The sequence below is a fragment of the Emticicia sp. 17c genome, assembly GCF_037153985.1.
Classification (GTDB): Bacteria; Bacteroidota; Bacteroidia; order Cytophagales; family Spirosomataceae; genus Emticicia.
Map to the genome: position 1 here is coordinate 272,687 of NZ_JBBAYI010000005.1, position 18,160 is coordinate 290,846.

At 44.3% G+C, this 18,160-nt stretch carries 14 protein-coding genes; 10 read left to right on the forward strand and 4 right to left on the reverse strand.

Going from position 1 to position 18,160, the window contains the following annotated elements:
• Positions 1 to 21 precede the first annotated feature (21 nt).
• Both WAA15_RS12505 and WAA15_RS12510 read left to right on the forward strand, forming a co-directional pair.
• Positions 22 to 1,113 carry an alpha/beta hydrolase gene (locus WAA15_RS12505; protein WP_337043098.1) on the forward strand — a complete coding sequence of 364 codons (1,092 nt, stop codon included), beginning with the start codon at positions 22 to 24 and terminating at the stop codon, positions 1,111 to 1,113.
• A gap of 158 nt (positions 1,114 to 1,271) precedes the next feature.
• Entirely contained in the window at positions 1,272 to 2,774 is a 1,503-nt protein-coding gene (locus WAA15_RS12510) for a leucyl aminopeptidase family protein (protein WP_337043099.1), read from the forward strand.
• Here the strand turns inward: WAA15_RS12510 and WAA15_RS12515 are convergent.
• Complete coding sequence (locus tag WAA15_RS12515) at positions 2,725 to 3,456, reverse strand: RloB family protein (RefSeq protein WP_337043100.1); 732 nt, start codon at positions 3,454 to 3,456, stop codon at positions 2,725 to 2,727. The two genes, WAA15_RS12510 and WAA15_RS12515, sit on opposite strands and share 50 nt — an antisense overlap.
• Entirely contained in the window at positions 3,440 to 4,807 is a 1,368-nt protein-coding gene (locus WAA15_RS12520; RefSeq protein WP_337043101.1) for an AAA family ATPase, read from the reverse strand. Before WAA15_RS12520 ends, WAA15_RS12515 begins: the two co-directional genes overlap by 17 nt.
• 180 nt (positions 4,808 to 4,987) lie before the next feature.
• Here WAA15_RS12520 and WAA15_RS12525 point away from each other — a divergent pair, with 180 nt between their 5' ends.
• The 3 genes from WAA15_RS12525 (at position 4,988) to WAA15_RS12535 (ending at position 9,505) form a co-directional block, all read left to right on the forward strand.
• Entirely contained in the window at positions 4,988 to 6,505 is a 1,518-nt protein-coding gene (locus WAA15_RS12525; protein ID WP_337043102.1) for a serine hydrolase, read from the forward strand.
• Between the two features lie 195 nt (positions 6,506 to 6,700).
• Positions 6,701 to 7,087, forward strand: coding sequence for a BlaI/MecI/CopY family transcriptional regulator (locus WAA15_RS12530; RefSeq protein WP_337043103.1), 387 nt, complete (start codon positions 6,701 to 6,703; stop codon positions 7,085 to 7,087).
• A 39-nt stretch (positions 7,088 to 7,126) separates the two neighbouring features.
• Positions 7,127 to 9,505 carry a M56 family metallopeptidase gene (locus tag WAA15_RS12535; protein WP_337043104.1) on the forward strand — a complete coding sequence of 793 codons (2,379 nt, stop codon included), beginning with the start codon at positions 7,127 to 7,129 and terminating at the stop codon, positions 9,503 to 9,505.
• 101 nt (positions 9,506 to 9,606) lie between these two features.
• Here WAA15_RS12535 and WAA15_RS12540 read toward each other — a convergent pair whose 3' ends face one another.
• Positions 9,607 to 10,596 (reverse strand): aldo/keto reductase, encoded by a 990-nt coding sequence (locus WAA15_RS12540; protein WP_337043105.1) that lies wholly within the window; start codon positions 10,594 to 10,596, stop codon positions 9,607 to 9,609.
• 750 nt (positions 10,597 to 11,346) lie between these two features.
• Here WAA15_RS12540 and WAA15_RS12545 point away from each other — a divergent pair.
• A complete protein-coding gene (locus WAA15_RS12545; protein ID WP_337043106.1) occupies positions 11,347 to 13,092 on the forward strand; it encodes a DUF262 domain-containing protein in 1,746 nt (581 codons plus the stop codon).
• A gap of 110 nt (positions 13,093 to 13,202) precedes the next feature.
• Here the strand turns inward: WAA15_RS12545 and WAA15_RS12550 are convergent, their stop codons facing one another.
• Positions 13,203 to 14,108, reverse strand: a complete 906-nt coding sequence (locus tag WAA15_RS12550) for an OmpA/MotB family protein (protein WP_337043107.1) — start codon at positions 14,106 to 14,108, stop codon at positions 13,203 to 13,205.
• Positions 14,109 to 14,116: 8 nt separating this feature from the next.
• On the opposite strand from WAA15_RS12550, the gene WAA15_RS12555 reads away from it, so the two are divergent.
• The 4 genes from WAA15_RS12555 to WAA15_RS12570 all read left to right on the forward strand — a co-directional run bounded on the left by WAA15_RS12555 (position 14,117) and on the right by WAA15_RS12570 (position 18,127).
• Positions 14,117 to 14,521 (forward strand): hypothetical protein, encoded by a 405-nt coding sequence (locus WAA15_RS12555; protein ID WP_337043108.1) that lies wholly within the window; start codon positions 14,117 to 14,119, stop codon positions 14,519 to 14,521.
• Positions 14,521 to 15,426, forward strand: coding sequence for a helix-turn-helix domain-containing protein (locus WAA15_RS12560; RefSeq protein WP_337043109.1), 906 nt, complete (start codon positions 14,521 to 14,523; stop codon positions 15,424 to 15,426). The genes WAA15_RS12555 and WAA15_RS12560 overlap by 1 nt, the downstream gene beginning before the upstream one ends.
• A gap of 119 nt (positions 15,427 to 15,545) precedes the next feature.
• Positions 15,546 to 16,328: a crotonase/enoyl-CoA hydratase family protein gene (locus WAA15_RS12565; protein WP_337043110.1), complete on the forward strand. Its 783-nt coding sequence runs from the start codon at positions 15,546 to 15,548 to the stop codon at positions 16,326 to 16,328.
• The gene (locus WAA15_RS12570) at positions 16,325 to 18,127 is read left to right on the forward strand and encodes a feruloyl-CoA synthase (protein WP_337043111.1); all 1,803 of its coding nucleotides are present in this window, start codon (positions 16,325 to 16,327) and stop codon (positions 18,125 to 18,127) included. The genes WAA15_RS12565 and WAA15_RS12570 overlap by 4 nt, the downstream gene beginning before the upstream one ends.
• Positions 18,128 to 18,160: the final 33 nt, after the last annotated feature.

Here is an 18,160-nt window from a genome sequence, read left to right on the forward strand (position 1 = left end):
TTTAGTACACCCAAAGTAAAAATGAGTAATCGTACGTTATTAAGTTTTGAGTTAGCAACCCCAATTGAGGACGACAGACCCGTTTACCTTGCCGGAAATTTTTGTGACTGGTACCCCGATTTATCGGAGTTTGAAATGGAAAAGGTAAGCAAAGGAAAATATAAATTCAGTTTTTCGCCAGATAAAAAACTCCCCGAAACCATAGAGTATAAATACACACGCGGTGGCTGGGATTTCGTAGAGCTTGATTCATACGGCAACTCGTCGGCCAACCGTATTGTCAGTAAAAAACAAGGGAGTATCAAAGACTTCGTACCTTTCTGGCGGCAAGATGGCTCTACGGCTTCGGTGCCCAAACTCATGCCTAAAGTACAGGTTGTTGCCGAAGAATTTGCTATTCCGCAGTTAGGCAAAACGCGCGCCATTCATATTTTGTTGCCGCATGATTATGACAAACAAACCGATAAGCGGTATCCGGTTTTATATATGCAGGATGCCCAGAACCTCTTTGGCGAAGGTTCAGGCTATGGCAACTGGGAAATCGACAAACGTTTGTCGTTACTGGCCAAACAGGGCAAAGCTGATTTGATAGTAGTAGCCATTGACCACGGCGATAAAGACCGTTTCAGAGAGTATTCGCCCTACACGGTCGAGAAAAAAGGCAAAGGGCTGGGCATGAAATATGCCAATTTTATTGTGCGTACCTTAAAACCCTACATCGATGCCAATTTCCGTACCAAACCCGAAGCCCAGTTTACGGGCATAGGCGGCAGTTCGATGGGTGGGCTTATCAGCCTCTATGCGGGGCTTATGTACCCCGAAACCATTGGGCGATTAATGGTTTTTTCGCCGTCTTTGTGGGTGTCTGACAAAATCTATTTCGATATAACCGAGTTTTTTAGCCCTGTCAGTTCAAAAATATACTTGTATGGTGGGGGCAAAGAAAGCGCAACCATGATTCCGGGTATCAGACGTATAAAAGAAACCATCGGAAGCCAGCACTGGGACAACAGCAAGATAGACGTAAAGCTATCGCTCGATTCAAAAGGAGAACACAGCGAAAAACGCTGGGGTCAGGAGTTCTCAAAAGCCGTAGAGTGGTTGTTTTACTAGGCACGCATAAGGCTCCGGTAACAACAGGCACGCGCAAGGTGCTAAACTTCTCGCCAGATACTTGTTTATTCAGTTTATTTGTTCAATCTTGAACAGCTTTTAGGGCTGTGGGGTAGTTTGTTGCCCTGTACCAATAGCCATATATAAATTTTAAGTGTATGAAAATCAATATTTCTTCGCAACTTCCTGTATCGCAAACTACTTCGCCAATTGCCGCACGGGTTATGGTTTATCCGTTCATTGCTAACGAAAAACTACCCGAACAACTGGCACGTGTTGCGCGCCAGGCAGGGCTTGTGGCCGAAACCTTGCAGCAGGATTTCAAAGCAGGGTTGAAAGAAACCCTCGCGTTGTATCCGTCCAGAAAAGGATTTGATAAAATATATCTCATAGGGCTGGGTAAGAACCCTCAACCCGCCGATTTCACCCGTGTGTTCCGTTCGTTTTTCTACCAGAACAAGAAAAAACTACCCGCCACTGTGTATCTGTACCTCAAAACAGCCAAACTCGAAAACGCCATTGAATACATCGTGAACGGGGTTTGTCTGGCCAGATACGAAATAGGCGTTTTTAAAACCGATGCCCAACAAGGCACCGATTTTTTCGAGACCGACACCGCGCTTGATATACTGGTAGCCGAGAAGAATATCGGGAAGGCACAGTTACAGGCCACCGCAGGCGAGCAAATGGCCAACACCCAAAGCCGTATTATGACATTGGTTGATGCCCCTGCTAACAAGAAATATCCAGAAAAAATAGCCGAATTTGCCCTGAAATCGGGCGAAATGTACGGCTTCGATGTAAAGGTGTTCGACCAGAAACAGTGCGAGGCATTAGGTTTAGGGGCTTTGCTGGCCGTAGGCAAAGGCAGCACCGAAAACCCCGTGCGCTTTATTGTGATGGAATACAACCTTTCGGCAATGGCCCAAAAGCCCCTCAAAAAAATAGGGCTGGTGGGCAAAGGTGTTACGTTCGATACGGGCGGGGTGTCAATCAAAGGCGCAGGTAGCATGAGCTACATGAAGTCGGATATGGGCGGCGCGGGCGCGGTATTGGGTGCTATGGAAATGGCCGCTAAATTGCAACTGCCCGTGCATCTGATTGGCGTAATTCCGGCCACTGAAAACTGTGTGGATGGCAATTCGCTGAAACCAAGCGATGTGATTCATACCTACTCAGGCAAAACCATTGAGGTTATAGACACCGACGCAGAAGGACGCATTATTCTGGCCGACGGACTAGCCTACCTCAAGAAAAACTATGAACCTGACGTGATGATTGACCTCGCTACGCTTACAGGCAACTGTATTGCCGCGCTGGGTTACAAAGCCGCCGGCTTGCTCTCGAACAACGACCAACTGGCGCAGCAACTGCTCGAAACAGGGCAGGCCACCGGAGAAAAACTATGGCGTTTACCCCTCTGGGACGACTACAAGGACATGATGAAATCAGATATTGCCGATGTAAAGAACCTTTCGTCATTGCCCATTGCCGGAGCCATTACCGCCGCCAAGTTTCTGGAAGTATTTATTGACGAACACCCCAACTGGGCGCATCTGGACATCGCCGGTATGGCCTTTGGCGACTCCGAATATGGCTCCATGAAATCGGCTACGGCGTTTGGTGTGCGCCTCCTGACCGACTGGATGCGGGGGTTGTAAAATTAGCGGATGATTGATTCAGAGTATTACTGAATTTTTCTTTTATTTTCCCAATTGCGAGTATATGCTGCGCTAACCTGAATACCTCCGTTGTTGCAATGTCAGGAAACCCATGTTCATTCTGCTGAAAATGCTGCTCAGCATTTACTATTGCGGTCTGAATAAGCAGCGGGTGCTTTCGGGTGTCAAAACCTCCCGAAAATACCTTTCCTAGATGTTCTTTCCATTTATTCGGAACCTCTATTTCATCAAAAGTTGGTTTTGTACTTTCCTGATGGTAATAGAGCCACACTTCAAAGCAAGGGTTACTTTGCGCTACTCCCCAGTTTTTCTCTTTACAGTTTTGTCGTACTTCAACAAGGGCGTTTTTCCTGCTATCGAATTTGTCTCTATCGGTATCTAGTACAATCCAGACATTATCTTGGTCTGGCCGGTAATCATAAAGCGGCTTTGGGTTATCTTCTGTTTTTATCAGCGATTCTTCTGCGAGTTTGAGCAAACCCGAAGGCGAGTTGTCTTCGGTTCCATCAAGTTTATAGATAACAAGATTCAACCGCGAATCGATTCCCTCAAAATATTTAAAATAATTATACTCTCGGTCTTTACCCTCGCAGAATATATAAATCTTGGCAGCACTCATATCGGGTTCTTCGCGCTTAAAAAGCCTATTCCTGAGTAACATAGTTATGCCAGTTTAAGTCCTGCAAATTTCCCAAAAACGGAATCCCCCCATAACGACCGCTTAAATATCCTTTCTGGATATCAATGGTTTTATGTTCTTTAAATGCACTCAGCGAATACATATCTGTGCTGCCTGTGTTGTCTTTTTCAGTAAACCATATTTCGTCTGTTCTGAAAATGGCTTGGTCGAGCAAGTTTGATTCATGAGTAGTAAATATCAGTTGCCCTTTTGTAAGCGTATCCATCGAGAATTTTTTTATCAGTTCCCTTATCAGTAAAGGATGCAGGCTTCTTTCTATTTCATCAATCACAAAAACTCTTTTTTGGTTTACCAAATCATTAAAGGCTGGTACGAAATCCAGTAAACGAATAGTGCCGTCTGACTCCTCTTCTAAATCGAAAAAAACCGAGGTGTCATTACTTCCGGTATGTTCAATTTGTAGTGTTTTAACATATAGCTGGTTGTTTTCAGCAACCAGACTAATTTCATTTTGATTTGCTATATTGAAACGTGCCACTTTTTCCTGATTCTCTCTCAGTTGTTCAAATATTTCTTTAAAATCATTGATGTTATCTTTGCCGAAGAAATCTTCGGCTTTTTCGGTTTGCACTTTTACACCCTTTATGCCGATATTAAACGAGTGCATGATATTATTGGTGAAGATATTCAAAGCGGAATCTTGCTCCAGATGAATAGCCAAAGCACCGGGTTTAGAATGTGGGGCAATAATTGTTAAACCTTCCTCAAACCAGTTATAGGCCTTTTTTACAATTTGTAAATCTTTATTGTCTCGGTTGGCAAGCAACTTTATTACTGGCTTGTTAGGCCTCACAAACTCTTGTAATAAAACTTCCTTGAGAATTCTGTTTTTTTCCTGTTTTTCAAATTTTTCAGGGAAATTGATAGTAGTATTGCCTTCTTTATCAGTTTTTCTTTCAAATATGAGTGTGTCTCTTTTTGTTCCCAAGCCCGACTGGTACAATTCTTCTGTTAAAATAATTCCGTCTGATATCTCCACACCATAGTAAAAAGCAGTCTCTTCAAATATAAACTCAACTACAATCAATTGCGGGGTGTCTGATTTGTTTTCCTGAAACTTGAATTGCCCGTTTTTTAATTTTGTAGGTATTTGCTCTTTAGTTACCAGATATTGTAACATACCCAAACAATGCACCAGATTCGACTTCCCTGTGCCATTTGCACCATATATGGCAGATAGTTTGAGATACTCAAAATTCTGGAATTTATAAATATGGTCTTTAAGCGTACCAAGCCGAGTATTGGGCAATAAGTGAAATTCTCGTTGGAGTCCAAAAGATAATATATTGTTTATGGCAATTCTTACTAGCATAGCGTGAAATTTTCACGAAAATAGCACTTTTTTTCTGAGAATCAAACTTTGAGTTAGTTATATTGAAAGCATCACTGGTTTTCCAGAAAAAAATTCAGATTTATTAGCCGAGAACTGAAAACAATTGGCAGAATAATGCTGCTTTTTTCTTATTTTTGGTCATAACCTAAACCAACGCTGATGAAAAACATTGCCCTGTTATTACTCCTGCTGGTTTGCGCTCCGGCCATTGCACAAAACAAAAAAACAAAAGCCGTTGCCACGCCCGATACCCTTCAAAACCTTGATGCCTTTGTGAACAAAATGCTGGCCGAATGGAACGTGCCCGGCACAGCCCTTTGTATCGTAAAAAACGGTAAGCTGCTCTATGCCAAAGGCTATGGCGTAAAAGACCTTAAAACCAAAGCCCCTGTAACTAACCAGACGCTGTTTGGCATTGCCTCTTGCTCCAAATCATTTACGGCGGCTTGTCTGGCTATTCTGGCCGACGAAGGCAAGCTGGACTGGAACAAGCCCGTAAAAGACTATATGCCTGATTTTCAGTTGCATGACGAGTACGCCACCCGAACCCTCACAGCCCGCGACTTGGTTTCGCACCGTTCGGGGCTTCCGCGCCACGATTACCTGTGGGTGTCGGCCCCGCTGAACCGCAACGAGCTATTCGACCGCCTGAAATACCTGCCCCTCAACAAGCCTGTATATGCACAATACCAATACAATAACCTTATGTACATGGCCGCTGGCGTGCTGATTGAGCGGCTGTCGGGCAAAAGCTGGGAGGCATTCGTGCGCGAGAAAATCCTCGACCCTATCGGCATGAAAACAACCGCCCTGACCTACCCCGAAATGTTTAAAAATACCGACTACGCCCTTTCGTATGACGACGAAAAGAACCCCGAAAAAGAAGCCGGCTTTGATAGCAACGTAGATGCCATCGGGCCGGCTGGCGCAATAAAAGCCAACGTAAGCGAAATGGCCAACTGGCTTATGCTGCAACTCAATAAAGGCAAAGCAGGCGGTAAAGTAATTGTGTCAGAAAAAAACCTGAACGAAAACCACACGCCGTGGGCGGTAGTGCAACCCGCCGAGGCCAAGTATCCTGAACTGGGCTTTAGCACCTACGGCATGGGCTGGACACTCAACACTTACCGCGGGCATCAGCGGCGGCAGCATGGCGGTTCTATCGAAGGGTATCGCTCACAAATGACCGTTTTCCCGAACGATAATCTGGCCGTTTTTATTACCACCAACACCGGAGCCGTAGGGTATAATTTTGTAAGTACCATTACCAATTATATTGCCGATACGTATCTCGAAAAAAATATTATTGACTGGAACAGCCGTTTCAGGAAAGATTTTCTGGAAGCCAGAGAAAAAACAGCAAAAACCAAAGCCGAAAACGAAAACCAACGGCAGAAAGATACCCACCCTACCCACGCACTGGCCAACTACGTGGGTGTGTACGAGCATCCGGCGTATGGCTCGCTCAACCTCATGCTCGATGCCGATGCCCTCAAAGCGGAGTTCCATACCGAAAAAATTAGCCTGAGGCATTACCACTACGATATTTTTGAAGGACAGGGCGACTGGGAGGGAATCAAGTTTAAATTCCTGATGAATGCCAAAGGAGACATTGACCGCGTTTCGCTCGAAATGCCCGCCGCCGCTATGGACATCGAAATGAAAAAGAAACAGTAGGCTTCTGGCTCTTTATGCTTCTTTATAAAACGCTGTAAATCAGCGTTTTTTTGTTAAAATAAGTTAATTCGGTTTTATCTACGAAAATTTTCGTAATAAAATTTGGAAGTAATATTTTTTTTCTACTACATTTGTTACGAAATATTTCGTAGATGTTCTGCTCAGATAATCTGATACAATTAAAGTTTAATAATTATGGAAAAGCATACGCCTATAAAACCCACGGAGTCGGAGCTTGAAATCTTGCAGATTTTATGGGCTTTAGGAAAAGCCACCGTCAGGCAAGTAAACGATGAGTTATCGAAAACCCGCGAGGTTGGTTATACAACTACCCTCAAGCTCATGCAGATTATGTTTGAAAAACAACTCGTAAGCCGTACCGACGAAGGCCGCTACCATGTGTACGAGGCCGTCGTAAGCGAAGAATCGACCCAGCATTTGCTGCTCGACAAGTTCATTGATGCCACCTTTCGGGGGTCGGCCACCAAAATGGTAATGCAGGCACTCGGCAACCAGCAGGTGAGCAAACAGGAACTCGACGAAATCAGGAAGCTGCTCGATAACATTGAAAAAGCACAGTAAGCTATTACTAAAAATCTTAAAACTGTTTTATTAAAAATTATGAAAAAGCTATTTGACTTTACTACCGGAATGAATCTTTCTGAAAACCTGAGTTCTGCGCTAGGCTGGACCCTCATCCACTCGTTGTGGCAGGGGGTAGTAATTGTGCTGGCATTCAGTGTGTTACGTTATTTTTTCAAGAGTTCTCATGCCCGTTACTGGCAGGGTATCGGGGCTTTAGGCTTGCAGTTTGTGGGGGCCGTAGCTACCTTCCTGCTAGTATACGAACCCGCCGAAAAATCACTGGCCGACAAACCCAAATTTATGCCCTTGTTTATGCAGAACACAGCCACCAACCTCGACACCGTGTCGGTATTTGCTGCGGGCAAGTTGTCGTTCATACAACAGGTAGAGTTGTTTCTGCAACGTAACCTCGACACCATCGTGTTGTTCTGGGTGATTGGGGCAAGCATTTTGCTGATTCGGTTGGTTATTGGCTTTGTGTATGTGCAAAAACTGAAAGTACAACAGGTGAATCCGGTTGCGCAGGAGGTTCAGGCTTTAATGCAACGCCTGCAAGCCAGAATCAACCTCAATAAGCCCATCAGATTACTGGAGTCGGCCAGAGCCGCCGTACCGATGACAATCGGCTGGATAAAACCCATCATTCTTTTGCCTGTGGGTATTATGGCAGGCCTAACCACTACCCAGCTTGAGGCCGTTCTGGCCCACGAGCTAGCCCACATTAAACGTTACGACTACCTCATTAATATATTCCAGAGTGTGGTCGAAATCCTGTTCTTCTATCATCCTGCTACGTGGTTTATCTCGGCGCAGGTGCGCGACGAACGCGAAAACTGCTGTGATGATTTCGCCGTGAACGTCTGTGGCGACAGGCTCGTGCTGGCCAAAGCACTTACGCAAGTGGCTACGTATCAGCATCAGCCACGGCTGGCGATGGCCTTCGGCGCAAAACGCCAGACTTTCATGGACAGAATCAAGCGCATTGTTGGTATCAACGACTCAAAACCTATGAGTTATAGCAACTGGGCAGTATTTGTCGGGATGATTCTGGTGGTAGCAGTAGGAATTGCCTACGGGCAAGAAAGAGTTGCCAAAAACGAGCAGCAAAAAGCCAACAAACTCAGAGCCGCTCAAAAGCAGTATGATTTCTACTTTTTTGAAAAAGATAAAAAGAACGTAGGCGTATATAAAAATCAGGCAGGCGAAATTGTAAAAGTACTCGTTGATGGCAAAGAACTGAAAGGCGAAGCGTTTACCCAGATGAAAGACTTCGCGCTTGATTTCCTGAATACCAAAGGGGCCAACTTTGCCGTAGTGCCGGGCATAGTTGAGCAGGAAATGGAAGACGTAAAAGCACAGTTTTTCTTTAACCCTACCTATGTGGGCGATACCTCAAAACTGGAGGTAGTAGAGCGGGAAATGGAGCAACTCGGAAAAGAAATGGAAAAATACAGTCAGGAAATAGACAAACAAAGCAAGTTGATTGAGGATAAATACGGCAAGGTTATGGAACGCCACGACAAAGAAATGGAACTCGTTTACAGCAAGATGCGCGCCCCACAAAGAAAAATAGAGGGTATTGCCATTGAAATGCAGGAGTTGAGGTTGTCTATGCAAAAACTGGAATACCAGTATCGTGACAGCAAAATGCCTGCCGAGGCCGAACAAAAAATGCGTAATTTCGAGAAAAAAGAGCGCGAACTTGAAAACCAGATGAGGCTAGCCGAAGAAGATATGCACAAGGTAGAAGCCGAAATGTTAGCCGTTCAGCAAAAAATGCAGCGTTTGCAAAACCCCATGGACAGTATGCACAGATCCATGGAACGCTACCACCGACCTATGGACAGCCTGGGGCGTTTGATGGAAGAAAAAGGAAAAATAATTGAAAAACTGGCCAGAGAAGAAGAAGCCCGTTTCAAGAAAGAACTAGGCGAACTATCGGAAATACTACTCAAAGATGGCCTCATTAAAGACAAAAAAGATTTTGAAATACGCCTGAAAGGTGAAAAACTCTTGATAAACCTTGAGCCGCAGCCACAGGCGGTGTATCAGAAAGTATGGGGCTGGATAAACAAAACATGGGGTAGCCGCCTGCGAAACATGAAAGATAAAAACTTCATGATTGAAGTACACGGCGAGCATATCAGTATCAGTACCTACGGCGAAGACGGTTCTATTAACCACCACATGGGGGCTTTGTTGCCACCTGTTCCGCCTGTATCACCCGTATCGCCGGCATCTCCCTTATCACCAGCATCACCAATGGCTGCGCCTGTTCCGCCTGTGCGGGTAGCAAGCCATAGTGTTTCGGCGGTAGTAGCACCAATGCCTCCAACACCAAAGGTATACGTTACACCGCTTTCAGTACCTAAACCTGCCATAGCCCCGAAACCACCCAGAGCATTTTTTTATTAAAATAAACGCTTCGGTTTCAGAACATGATACAAAAGCGGCTGCTTCAAACACTTTGAGGCAGCCGCTTTATTGTTACAGCCGTTTTATTGGCAATGTGGTTGTTATCGGTTCAGTGCCTGCATACTTGCAGCAGGGTAGCGGTCGCCGGCAGCCACGTTTTTAGGGGCAAGATTATTGATTTCGGCTAGTTCCTGCGCCGAAAGCGTCAGGTCAGCGGCGGCTATGTTTTCTTCCAGATACTTCACACGCTTAGTGCCGGGAATCGGCACAATGTCGTCGCCCTGAGCCATTACCCATGCCAAAGCCAGTTGCGAGGTAGTACAACCTTTTTCGTTAGCCAATTGCTTGATTTTATCTACAAGCCGGAGGTTTTTCTCAAAGTTTTCTCCCTGAAAACGTGGCGACATCCGCCTGAAATCGTTCGGGGCTAGGTCGTCAAAGGTTTTAATTTCTCCCGTCAGGAATCCCCTGCCTAAAGGGCTGTATGGCACAAAGCCAATGCCTAGTTCGCGGCAGGTCGGAATAATCTCGTCTTCCGGCTCGCGTGACCACAGCGAGTACTCCGTTTGCAAGGCACTCACCGGATGCACCGCCATAGCCTTACGAAGTGTAGCCGGCGATGCCTCCGACAAACCAATGTAGCGCACTTTTCCGGCCTTCACCAAATCGGCCATTGCGCCCACGGTTTCTTCAATAGGCACTTGGGGGTCAACACGGTGCAGGTAATATAAATCAATGGTATCAATACCCAGCCGTTGCAGGCTGTCGTCACAGGCTTTTTTACAATACTCGGCCGAGCCATTAAACCCGCGCACGGTAGGGTCGGTTGCGCTTCTGACAATCCCGAATTTGGTAGCCAGCACCACCTCGTTGCGGCGGTCTTTCAGTACCTTGCTCAGCAGAATTTCGTTCTTGAATGGCCCGTACATATCGGCGGTGTCGAGCAGGTTTATGCCCGCATCAATGGCCCGATGAATGGTTCGTAATGATTCGGCCTCATCGGTATCGCCATAAAATTCCGACATACCCATGCAGCCCAAGCCCATTTGAGAGGTTACAAGCCCCTGATTTCCTAGTTTGCGTTGTTTCATTTTTTAATGGAGTTGAAGTGAAAGAAATACCAACAGAGCATTATCAGGCGAAGCATATATCTTTCAGAAAAAAGATGCAGCGGGCAAATACCGCCTGCGGTGGGCTACTTCACAACGGGTATAATACTCGTCTCTTTAAATAAATAACAGTCGGGCGCAAAGCGTAAGTTCAGGGTTAATAAAATTTAATCTGTACCTATCAGGCAAAACAGGTATAAATGCTTGTTTTTGAAAACAGGTAATAATGCGCTTATGGTTAAACAAGAGCTTACCTACCTTTGTACACAACAAAGCTGGCAAGGCAAAACCAGACTCAAAAAAATGCCCTTAAATGAATTATATTGAAAGCACCTTGATTGAACCCAAAAACTGAAAAATAACTCTAGTGTATTTTCCCAAAAAGTTACCTTTAACATTGCTTGAAAAATAGTAAAACAAAACCCCATCAGGTTATTAATCTGATGGGGTTTATTGTATATATACAGTTGCTACAAAAGCTATATGCTATTTCAGGCTAGTTGTAGTTTGGGCAAACTAGATAAACACTACTTTGAAGTTAAAAAATGTGAATCAAGTAACTAAGCGCGTAAAGAAAAAATAAGATTTGAAAACTTTATAGTTTAATAAATCGGTAAAAAAAAAAGATTGGTTTAGTACAAATCAATCGTATATACGTATATTTGAAAAGTTAATAAGCAATATAAAAACTAATAACTTTTTTCTGTGCTAACAATATTATAAATTAACTATATGGGACAATTTAAAGATTTATCAATAAAAGATGTAATACAAGAAATTAATCAGAGTTATTTCCTACCAGATATACAAAGAGAGTACGTGTGGCTTAAAAAAGCCGAAGAAAAAAAAATTGAACAGCTTTTTGACTCTGTGTTAAGAGGTTACCCAATCAGCTCATTTCTTTTTTGGAAATTAAAAAAGACGGATATTGAAACGAATAGGGAAAATCGTGAGGAGCAGGATACAAATAAACTTAACTTTCAGCTATACAAGTTTCTTGAAAAATATGATGAACGTGAAGTTCACAACATCAAAATAGATATTGAACAAGTAAATTCTAATGACCTTTATATTGTTCTTGATGGGCAGCAAAGGCTAACCTCGTTGTATATAGGCCTCAAAGGAAGCAGAACATTGAAGCGTAAAAAAAGCTGGGCCGATAATCCGAATGCTTATGAGGAAAAAAAACTTTACTTAAACTTAAAGCACACGCCAAATTTTGAGAACCCAGAAGATAACTACGATTTTCAATTTTTAAAATATGAAGAATCATTAGTAAAAAATGATAGCCAGTTCTGGTTCAAGGTTGGAAATATTTTGGATAGGAAGGTAGGCGATATATATTCGTATATCACTGAAAATAATCTGAGTGGGCAAGAGGCTACAATCCTTACAGAATTAATGGATGTATTCTGTACACAAAAACAAATTTCTTATTTTGAAGAAACCGAAAAAAGTTTAGACAAAGTTCTGAAAATATTTATTCGTGTTAATAGTGGAGGAACTCAATTATCATATTCTGACTTATTGATGTCAATCCTGACGGCGAACTTTTCATCAGATATACGAGCTTTAATGAATAGGTTGGTTGATTCTTTAAAAGATGAAGGATTTGGCGTGATGGAAAGAGACCAGATTTTAAAAACCTGTTTAATATTAACAGAATGCCCACATATTTTTGCCTTGCGCAACTTTAGTAAAGCCAATATACATAAAATTGAAGATAACTGGGAAGAAATAACAAATCAAATATATTCAGCAATAGATATACTGAAAGAATTTGGTTATCGGAATAGGCTAACTTCTGCATACATTATTTCAGTAATAGCATTTTATTTGTTTAAGCATAAAAATATTTCGGAGGAAGATAAAAATGAGATGCTGAAATTTGTGAGATTGGCTCAAATAAAAAGCTATTTTTCGTCTTCATTAGATACTAAACTTGAGATTGTTAGTAAAGCAATAAAAAATAATAGCACTTTTAAAGGGGTAAATGTAGAGCTATTGAATAATCAGACTTATCCTTTATTCCTTTCGGAAGATGATATTGAACGAATGGTTGATTTACAATACGGCTCACTTGCACTTTTGCCAGTCTTACAGATTCTATACCCTCATTTAGATTACAAAAATTCATCTTTTCATATTGACCACATTTATCCAAAGTCTAAATTCAATGATAAAAATCTATTGCTAGATAAAAATTATATGGGAAAAGCTAACTATTTGTATAACCTTCAATTACTTCAGGGCGAAGAAAATAATACCAAAAGAGCGAAAGACCCAGAACTCTGGATGGCAGAAGAATTATCAGCAGATAAAATTGAGGAATATAAAATTAGAAATTATATAAAGCAAGATTTGAAGCTAGAATGGCAGAATATTGCTGATTTTGATAAATACAGAAGTGAAAAATTAGTAATTGAACTGAAAAGATTACTTCTCAACAAAGAAGTTCAAGCGTTAACAGAAGTATAGCTATGAATGCTAAAACCCATTTGTCAGCAATACTTTTAACTTTATATTATTACAAAAACAGGAGGGCTTCATAATAAAAGCCTTCCTGTTTTTATCTTTAACCCTAAGGCTTATTTATTTGAACTTAGCAAGTCGTAGAACTGGTTAAGTTTTGGCATCAGAATGATACGTGTACGGCGGTTGGTCGAACGGCCCTCGGCGGTATCATTGCTTGTCAGGATGTTATATTCTCCACGTCCGGCGGCAATTAACTTGTTAGGGTCTACTTTAAATTGTCCCTGCAAGGTACGCACAACCGAAGTAGCACGTTTCACACTTAAATCCCAGTTGTCCGAGATACACTCGTTTTTAATCGAAACGTTATCGGTGTACCCCTCAACCATTACTTCAAGCTCTGGTCTGGACTGGATAATCTGAGCAATTTTGCCTAGCACTTCGTTGGCTCGTGGCGAAATCTTGTAGCTACCACTGCTGAACAACATTTTGTCCGAAATGTTAATCATAACCACAGTTTTGTCAACCTTTACCTCAATGTCTTTATCGTCGATACCGTCTTTCAACACACGGGTAAGGTTAACAGCCAGAGCCAGATTAATCGAGTCGGCTTTAGTTCTGGCCGCGTGCAGGCGGTTAATGTACTGGTCTTTCTGTTGCAGTTGTGATAAAGTGTTATCAATGTTATCGTTGGCTGCTTTTGAAAGCACAGTCAGGTCACCCACTTGTTCCAGTTGGCGGTCGCGAACTTTTTTCAGGTCCGATAACTGGTCTCTTAAATCGTTCAATTGCTGGTCGCGTTGCTGAATAGTAACTTGTGCGGTTGCATTTTGCGTTTCTGCGGTTCGTTGGGCGGCCGCCAGGCGGTCTTTGTAATCTTGTACTTCATCGCCGCATTTAACTAAAGCGGTCTGTGATTGTTCATATTGGTTACGGAGTGCTACATACTTCTTTTTTGCTACGCAGGATACCATCGAAATAGCTGCAAAAAAGATTACCAGAGGTTTAACAAAAACTTTCATGAGATTGTGTGTTTTATTTGAACAATGCTTTCAGAATTTCCGAGCATCGGATGAATGAATATCTGCCTTCAATCGTTAAAAAACTATGCCAGAAAACGCACCAACATACAGCCCAGAAGCCCGTAAATAATAGGTTTTCAGGGCTTTTCGTAGAAAAGAAGCCCCAAACTACCGCCAGAACGCGCAAAGCAAACATACATCAGGCACTAGCCAGAGTGGAATATTTTCTACATTCTGAAATGTGGGCGCGGAATAAAAAATCTTTGCCACAGGCACGCATGAGCCTTGCACCTTCCGCCCATGAGGTTGTGGCAAGCCGCCCGATAACGACCCTTTACCCAAGCCTGTACAGGGGCTACATTTGTAGCTTTGCGTTTTTCTTTTTGGGGTTTTCTTCTAATTTTGTTACATGATGGAAAAACGGAGCATATCGAAAATCCCTTTGCTGAACCCCTCCCAGTTCGACGACTACATTTTTGCGAACTGGAAACCACGCGTTTCGGGCTTTTATGATAAATTCCATGTAGAGCGTATCGAAAACTACAAACAGCACCTGCGCATACCTCTGCAACCGCATCGGCGTTCGGTTTATTTCCTGATATTTATTACCAAAGGCATGGCTACCCGTAGCAAGGGGCTTACGCATTACGATGTGTGGCCGAACCACGTTTTTTGCTTACCCGCAGGCGAAATAACAGCCCTCGAGAGGGTCGACGACAACACCGAAGGATTTTATTGCCATTTTCTGCCCGAAATCTTCAACCAGTCGTTTATCAGAACCGATATTGCCAAAGATTTTCCGTTTTTTCAGTTTACCGGCGAGCCTATCGTAAAAGTGGCCGAGCCTGAGCGGGTAATCAAGCTGCTCGAAATTCTGGAAAGAGAATACAAACGCAACGACAACGACCGTTTCGACCTCATCCCGATGTATCTCTTAACCTTGCTTTCGGAGCTTAAACATTGGGCGCAGCCTGCCCAGCAACATACCAAAAACGCCGCCGCTTTTATTACACAACGCTACAAAAACGCCCTTACAGAGTTTATCTACGAAAAAAAATCGGTGCAGGAGTTCTCAGAATACCTCTCTATTTCGCCTAATCATCTGCACAAATGTGTGAAAGCTACGGTGGGGAAATCGGCCCACGAATTGCTCGAAGATATGCGGATTCTGGAAGCCAAAGTCTTACTCAAACAAACCTCCATGAGTGTGGCTGAAATAGCTTTTAAGATAGGCCGCTTCGACCCAAGCGATTTCAGTCGTTTTTTCAAAGCCAAGACATCCATGACTCCCCGACAATATCGCCAGTTTGAAAATTGATTGATTCTGCATAGTATCGGCTTTTTCTTGCCTACTAATATGGGGCCGCATTTGTTCAATTTTGTATGGTAAAATTTTTATATAAAATTGTATAAATAGGAGATATTGTGCATAAAGAAATGTTTTATTCGGACTTGCCCCAGTCGCTCAGTGTTGAGATTCGTAATGAAATACTTTTATTGGGGCTAAACAGGCCCGAAAAACGCAATGCCTTTAACGATGAGCTCATTTTGGGCATCGAAAAGGTCTTCGACAATATTCCTACTGCCATCCGCTGCATTGTTATCTACGGGCTTGGCAACCACTTTTCGGCGGGTCTCGACCTCTCCGAACTCAAAGAAAGAAATGTTATGCAAGGGGTTTACCACTCGCGTATGTGGCACAGGGTGCTCGATAAAGTGCAGTTTGGCCCCGCGCCAGTAGTAGCCGTGTTGCATGGCGCAGTAGTAGGCGGCGGGCTTGAACTGGCCGCAGCTTGCCACATACGGGTGGCCGATCCTACTACTTTTTATGCCCTTCCTGAGGGGCAACGGGGTATTTTTGTAGGTGGGGGGGCTTCGGTCAGGCTTCCGAAGCTGATAGGCATGGCCCGCATGACCGACATGATGCTTACAGGCAGGGTTTACAAGGCCGAAGAAGGCGAAAGGATTGGTTTAGCACAATATCTGGTCGATACCGGAGCGGGTATGGAGAAGGGCCTCGAACTGGCGCAGAAAATAGCGGCCAATGCCGAAATGACCAACTACGCCCTTACACACGTATTGCCACGCATTACCGATGCCTCACAAAATGAGGGTTTGCTCCTCGAAAGCCTCATGGCGGCTATTGCCCAGAGTGCGCCTGAGGCCAAGCAACGTTTAAAGGATTTTCTGGAAGGAAGAGCTAAAAAAGTAGGGGAATGAAAAACATCGCATATAAAAATATTGCTTTTGGCCCTACGCAAACCCATAAAATGGTACGTGCCGACGGCGCCATTCATTTCAGGTTGGCTCAACCGCTTGGGCAAAGCCCCGATAAACTAACACAAAAACTTATCGATTGGGCAGCCCTGCAACCCGAAAAACCTTTTCTGGCCCGCCGCAACAGCAATGGGGCATGGCAGCACATTACTTATGCTGCTATGTTGGCAAAGGTGCGTTCGGTAGGGCAGTATTTGCTCAACCAGCAGTTTGCGCCGAACGAAACCATCGTTATTCTGTCAGAAAACACACTCGAACACGCCATACTGGCACTGGCAGCCTTGCACGTGGGTATTCCGTACTCGCCTGTTTCGCCGCCTTATTCTTTAATTTCGCAGGATTTCGGCAAGCTCAGGCATTGTCTGGAACTCATGACACCCAAGCTGATTTTTGCCCAGAATGCCCGCCTTTACCAGCAGGCACTGGCATTGGCTAAACAATGGTTTCCTGAGGCCATGATTGTAACGGCCGAAGAAACCACCGAGATTGATTTTACTGCCCTCCTGCAAACTCATGCCTCGGCAGCGGTTGAGGGGGCTTTTGATAAGGTCTGTGCCAATACTGTAGCAAAGGTTTTGTTTACGTCGGGGTCAACAGGCCAACCGAAAGGGGTAATTAATACGCAGCAGATGTGGTGTACTAATCTGCAACAAATCACGCAGGTGTTTCCATTTTTGTCGGCTACGCCTCCGGTGTTTATCGACTGGCTTCCGTGGAACCACACTTTCGGCGGAAATCATAATTTTGGTCTGGCTCTTTATAATGGCGGAACGCTCTATATCGACGACGGCAAGCCTACGCCGCAGGGTATCGAAACTACTATTCAGAACCTGCGCGAAATCTCGCCAACGGCCTATTTTAATGTACCCAAAGGCTTCGAAATGCTCATTCCGTACTTTGAACGTGAGCCAACCCTACGCCATACTTTCTTTCAAAACCTGAATATGCTCTTTTATGCGGGGGCTAGCCTTGCGCAGCCTGTCTGGAATCGGCTCGAGGAACTGGCTATCGAAACCGTAGGCGAAAAAATACCGATTATCACGGGCTTGGGCTGTACGGAGTCGGGGCCGTCGGCTATGTTTGCTAACTGGGGTGGGGCTTTTTCGGGTTTGCTGGGGGTTCCTGTGGCGGGTATGGATGTTAAACTCGTACCCGATGGCGACAAACTGGAGGCGCGCTACAAAGCACCGAACGTAACCTGTGGCTACTGGCGCAACGAGGAGGCTACCCTGAAGGCTTTCGATGAGGAGGGCTACTACAAAACGGGCGACGCTGTGCGGTTTCTGGATGATTCCTGCCCCGATAAAGGGCTGGTTTTTGATGGGCGCATTGCCGAAGATTTTAAACTTTCAACAGGCACATGGGTAAACGTGGGGGTGCTGAAAGCTAAAATCGTTTCGGCGGGGTCGCCAATTATACAGGATGTGGTGCTGGCTGGCCTAGACCAGGAGTTCATAGGGGCTATTCTGTTTCTGAATGCGGATGCCTGCCGGAAACTGGCAGGAACTGCCACCGCCGATAACCGCGAGGTGTTTCTGGACGAACGGGTAACGGCCTTCCTGAACGATTTCCTCCGGCGTTTTAATGAGTCGGCTACGGGTAGCGCAAACCGGCTGGGTAAAATAGTGGTGGCTCTGGAGCCGCCTTCTATCGACCTCGGCGAAATAACCGATAAGGGTTCGCTTAATCAGCGTATCGTACTCAGGCATCGGGCGCATCTGGTCGAGGAGTTGTATCGCTAGCAACTAACTGCCCGACACAAACGTATCGCGGAT

Excerpts from the sequence above, each read along its gene's own strand:
- WAA15_RS12505 (WP_337043098.1), top strand. The coding sequence starts at position 22 with ATGAGTAATCGTACGTTATTAAGTTTTGAGTTAGCAACCCCAATTGAG.
- WAA15_RS12510 (WP_337043099.1), top strand. The coding sequence starts at position 1,272 with ATGAAAATCAATATTTCTTCGCAACTTCCTGTATCGCAAACTACTTCG.
- WAA15_RS12515 (WP_337043100.1), bottom strand. The coding sequence starts at position 3,456 with ATGTTACTCAGGAATAGGCTTTTTAAGCGCGAAGAACCCGATATGAGT.
- WAA15_RS12520 (WP_337043101.1), bottom strand. The coding sequence starts at position 4,807 with ATGCTAGTAAGAATTGCCATAAACAATATATTATCTTTTGGACTCCAA.
- WAA15_RS12525 (WP_337043102.1), top strand. The coding sequence starts at position 4,988 with ATGAAAAACATTGCCCTGTTATTACTCCTGCTGGTTTGCGCTCCGGCC.
- WAA15_RS12530 (WP_337043103.1), top strand. The coding sequence starts at position 6,701 with ATGGAAAAGCATACGCCTATAAAACCCACGGAGTCGGAGCTTGAAATC.
- WAA15_RS12535 (WP_337043104.1), top strand. The coding sequence starts at position 7,127 with ATGAAAAAGCTATTTGACTTTACTACCGGAATGAATCTTTCTGAAAAC.
- WAA15_RS12540 (WP_337043105.1), bottom strand. The coding sequence starts at position 10,596 with ATGAAACAACGCAAACTAGGAAATCAGGGGCTTGTAACCTCTCAAATG.
- WAA15_RS12545 (WP_337043106.1), top strand. The coding sequence starts at position 11,347 with ATGGGACAATTTAAAGATTTATCAATAAAAGATGTAATACAAGAAATT.
- WAA15_RS12550 (WP_337043107.1), bottom strand. The coding sequence starts at position 14,108 with ATGAAAGTTTTTGTTAAACCTCTGGTAATCTTTTTTGCAGCTATTTCG.
- WAA15_RS12560 (WP_337043109.1), top strand. The coding sequence starts at position 14,521 with ATGGAAAAACGGAGCATATCGAAAATCCCTTTGCTGAACCCCTCCCAG.
- WAA15_RS12565 (WP_337043110.1), top strand. The coding sequence starts at position 15,546 with ATGTTTTATTCGGACTTGCCCCAGTCGCTCAGTGTTGAGATTCGTAAT.
- WAA15_RS12570 (WP_337043111.1), top strand. The coding sequence starts at position 16,325 with ATGAAAAACATCGCATATAAAAATATTGCTTTTGGCCCTACGCAAACC.